Origin of the sequence: Sodalis sp. (in: enterobacteria) (assembly GCF_047607725.1) — a bacterium.
Taxonomy (GTDB): domain Bacteria; phylum Pseudomonadota; class Gammaproteobacteria; order Enterobacterales; family Enterobacteriaceae; genus JBLKSS01.
In genome coordinates, this window is record NZ_JBLKSS010000249.1 from 1 (window position 1) to 3,645 (window position 3,645).

Consider the following 3,645-nt stretch of genomic DNA (forward strand, 5'->3'; position numbering starts at 1 on the left):
TATCATCCCGCTGTGGGAAAAAGGCGTTGTCACCGGCTCGCTGAAAATTTATTACTGTCACGCCCATCAGATTACCTATTCGCTTAAGGTGATGGCGGTAGGTCTGTCACAAATCATCTCTACGCAAATAGAGGTGTCGCGCATAGAGCAATTGCGGGAAATAGCCGACCGCGCTGAGCTGCGCACGCTGCAAAGTMMRATWWAYMCRCAWTYYSTCWYMAWNTNKCCCWANANNACGCNCWTCYSMTCNTMKATMAKCSTGRAKYYGNATASMGCWCNCNWKYTGATCATCAATTTGTCCCGCTATTTACGCTACAAGCTGGAATTGAACGACGAACACATCGATATCAAAAGGAGCTCTATCAAATCCAGGATTATATTGCGATTGAGCAGGCGCGCTTCGGCAGTAAACTTACCGTCATCTACGATATTGATGAAGAATTGTCCTTCACCCTTCCCAGTCTACTCATTCATCCACTGGTGGAGAACGCCATCGTACACGGTATTCAGCCCTGCCGCGGTCAAGGCGTGGTGGTGATTGCCATCAAAGCCGAGCAGTAGCGCATTCGCATTTCCGTCACCGATACCGGCAGCGGCATCAGCGAAGTGGTGATTGAGCAGGTGCGGCGCAACGAACAGCCGTCGCGGCGCATCGGGTTGCTCAATGTGCATCAGCGGGTCGCGTTGCTCTACGGAGAAGGATTACACATCCGTCGCCGGGAGCCCGGCACTGAGATTTGGTTTTATTTGACCGCCGCCGGCCGCAAGCAGGCTGCCTGACGTATGACTATTTTCCGCGGTTGACAAGCGAGACAGAATGAAAGCCATTATTGTTGAAGACGAATTTCTGGCTCAGGAAGAGTTGCGCTATTTGGTGGAAAAACACAGCCACCTGGACATCGTCGCCACCTTTGACGATGGGTTGGACGTGTTGCGCTATTTGCAAACTCACGAGGTGGATGTAGTGTTTCTGGATATCAATATACCGTCTCTGGACGGTGTTTTATTAGCCCAGAGCATCAGTAAATTCAGCCGCAAACCGGCGATTATTTTTATTACCGCTTACAAAGAACATGCGGTGGAAGCCTTTGAGCTAGAGGCGTTTGATTACATCCTCAAGCCCTACCACGAGCAGCGTATCGTCACCATGCTGCAAAAGCTGGAGGCCAACCGGCCCCTTACCCAGGATGCGCTCAGTACTCCCGGCGCCCGCAGCAACCATACCGTTAATCTTATCAAAGATGAACGCATTATCGTCACCGACATTAACAATCTCTATTATGCCGTCGCGCAGGAAAAGGTCACGCGGGTTTATACCCGCCGCGAAGTCTACACCATGCCGATGGCGATAACGGAATTTTGCGCCCGTTTGCAGGAAGACGTATTTTTCCGCTGCCACCGCTCTTATGCCGTCAACAGAGATAAGATCCGCGAAATTGTGCCCTGGTTTAATAATACCTACCTGCTGCGCCTAAACGATTTAGATTTTGAGGTGCCGGTCAGCCGCGGTAAGGTGAAAGCCTTTCGCCTGATGATGGGGCTCTGACATCGGCCAGCACAGCGCCGGCCATGACATGCAAAGGCCAAAGGATAGCCAGGCGTGACGGTCAATCCCCCCTGATGCCCAAGGCGCGGAACGGCGGCCTGCGCTCTTGGCATGGAAAACGTACGAGGTAAATTTTACGCCATCCGTGGTGCCCAACGCGGCGTGGGACGCCGGCTTGCGCCTCGGACGTTGAAAACGCCTTTGGGAAGGTGGTTACCGCCCGTGGCGCGCACGGGCGGCGCGCGTTTTAAAGCTGATGGCCCATCAGCTGACGCATATGGGCGCCGGCGCCGAGCAATCCGGGCTGCTCATGGCGGATTAAGTACACCGGAATATCCAGCAGATAATCTTTAAAACGCCCTTTATCTTCAAATGCCGCGCGGAAACCGGAGGCGCGGAAGAAATCCAAAAAGCGCGGCCCGATGCCGCCGGTGATATATACGCCGCCGAAGGTGCCCATATTTAATGCCAGGTTGCCGCCGAAGCGGCCCATCAGAACGCAGAACAGCGATAGCGCGCGGCGGCTGTCGATACAGCTGTCGGCCAGCGCCTGCTCTGTCACCTGCTTGGGCAACAGATTCTCCGGCAAGCGTCCATCGGCCTTAACGATAGCGCGGTACAAATTCACCAGGCCCGGGCCGGACAGTACCCGCTCCGCAGAAACGGGCCCCAACTCCGCGCGCAGCACCGACAGAATATTGTCCTCTTCTTCACTGTTAGGCGCGAAATCTACATGGCCGCCCTCGCCCGGCAGGCTAATCCAGCGCTTCTCCGCCTGGATCAAATGGCTGACGCCCAACCCCGTGCCGGCGCCGTAAATCGCAATCGGCTTGCTGGCAATGGATTTGCCGCCGCCGAACTGAATGACGTCTTTTTCGGTCAGCATCGGAATAGCCATCGATACCGCGGTAAAATCATTGATAATTTCGAGCTGTTCCAACTCCAGGCTAGCCTTCATCGCTTTAATGGAGAACGCCCAGGAATGATTGGTCATTTCAACCCAATCGTCGGTAATAGGGCAGGCGATAGCGATACAGGCCTCTTTGACCGCGACTTTTTGGCCGGTCAAATAATGGCGGATAACCCGTTCCAGGGTGTCGTAATCATCGCCGGAATAGGTATGGATGTGGGAGATCTCTCCCGTATCCACATAGCACAGCGCCAGCCGGGCATTGGTTCCGCCAACATCGCCGACCAGGACATAATTTGTCATTCGTTTCAGGCTCCACTTACTCAATTGCTTGCAGCGAGGCGTCCGCCGGACGACAAGCTTAAATAATTCCAAATAATAGAATATTAAAATTTATATTTTTAATTTCTATAATCGAGATAACCATTTAGGAATGACGGCAATGGGCGCTCCGCCGCCGGCCGTCCCTTTAGCCAAGGGCAAATTCCACCGCCACCGCCACCGCCGCGTGGATCGCCGTGGTGTCGAACAGCGGCACCGAGACCTGATCCTGGCTGAGCAGCAAGCCGATTTCCGTGCATCCCAGCACTATCCCTTCCACCCCCTCGAACTGCAATCCGGCGATAATCTGACTGAGCGCCCGCCGGGAGTCGTCACGTAATATTCCCAAACACAGTTCTGTAAAAATGATGTCATGCACCCGCTGACGCTCGTCAGCCCCCGGAACCACCACCTCCAGCCCGTGGGGCGCCGACAGCTGGTCACGATAAAACGCCTCCTCCATGGTAAAGCGGGTTCCGAGTAAACGTAAGCGTACGCCCAGCGCCGTATTGACAGTTATTCAGCAGGGATGGTGAGGTTCCACGGCAGGAGCTCTTTGATTTTGTTGATGGGATGATCCACGATAATCGCCAGCACATGGCGCAGATACGCTTCCGGCTCCACGCCGTTCAGTTTGCAACTGCCGAGCAGCGTATACATCAGCGCCGCCCGGTCGCCGCCGCTATCCGAACCGAAGAACAGATAGTTCTTGCGACCCAGGCTTATTACCCGCAGCGCGTTTTCAGCGATATTATTGTCGATCTCCGCCCAGCCATCGCCGGTGTAGTAGCACAACGCCCGCCAGTGGTTCATCAGGTAGTTGAACGCCTTTGCCGTATCGGCCTGGCGCGACAGCGTGGTGAGTTTT

4 protein-coding genes and 2 pseudogenes are annotated in these 3,645 nt (G+C 54.7%); 3 read left to right on the forward strand and 3 right to left on the reverse strand.

Translation table 11 applies throughout. The annotated features are described in order from the left end of the window. The 3 genes and pseudogenes from ACMX3H_RS17675 to ACMX3H_RS17685 form a co-directional block, all read left to right on the forward strand. Positions 1 to 203: pseudogene (locus tag ACMX3H_RS17675) on the forward strand (sensor histidine kinase); the annotation flags it as partial. 71 nt (positions 204 to 274) lie between these two features. Continuing rightward, positions 275 to 780 (forward strand): annotated as a pseudogene (locus tag ACMX3H_RS17680) (sensor histidine kinase); the annotation flags it as partial. Between the two features lie 37 nt (positions 781 to 817). Next, complete coding sequence (locus ACMX3H_RS17685) at positions 818 to 1,546, forward strand: LytR/AlgR family response regulator transcription factor (RefSeq protein ID WP_415211738.1); 729 nt, start codon at positions 818 to 820, stop codon at positions 1,544 to 1,546. A gap of 247 nt (positions 1,547 to 1,793) precedes the next feature. Here ACMX3H_RS17685 and glk read toward each other — a convergent pair whose 3' ends face one another. From glk to ACMX3H_RS17700, 3 genes are all read right to left on the reverse strand, one after another. Continuing rightward, a complete protein-coding gene (gene glk, locus ACMX3H_RS17690; protein ID WP_415211739.1) occupies positions 1,794 to 2,759 on the reverse strand; it encodes a glucokinase in 966 nt (321 codons plus the stop codon). A 166-nt stretch (positions 2,760 to 2,925) separates the two neighbouring features. Then, complete coding sequence (locus tag ACMX3H_RS17695) at positions 2,926 to 3,297, reverse strand: aspartate/glutamate racemase family protein (RefSeq protein WP_415211741.1); 372 nt, start codon at positions 3,295 to 3,297, stop codon at positions 2,926 to 2,928. Beyond that, the coding region (locus tag ACMX3H_RS17700) for an IS66 family transposase (protein ID WP_415211740.1) at positions 3,294 to 3,645 on the reverse strand (352 nt) is incomplete at its 5' end. The genes ACMX3H_RS17695 and ACMX3H_RS17700, both read right to left, overlap by 4 nt.

Excerpts from the sequence above, each read along its gene's own strand:
- ACMX3H_RS17685 (WP_415211738.1), top strand. The coding sequence starts at position 818 with ATGAAAGCCATTATTGTTGAAGACGAATTTCTGGCTCAGGAAGAGTTG.
- glk (WP_415211739.1), bottom strand. The coding sequence starts at position 2,759 with ATGACAAATTATGTCCTGGTCGGCGATGTTGGCGGAACCAATGCCCGG.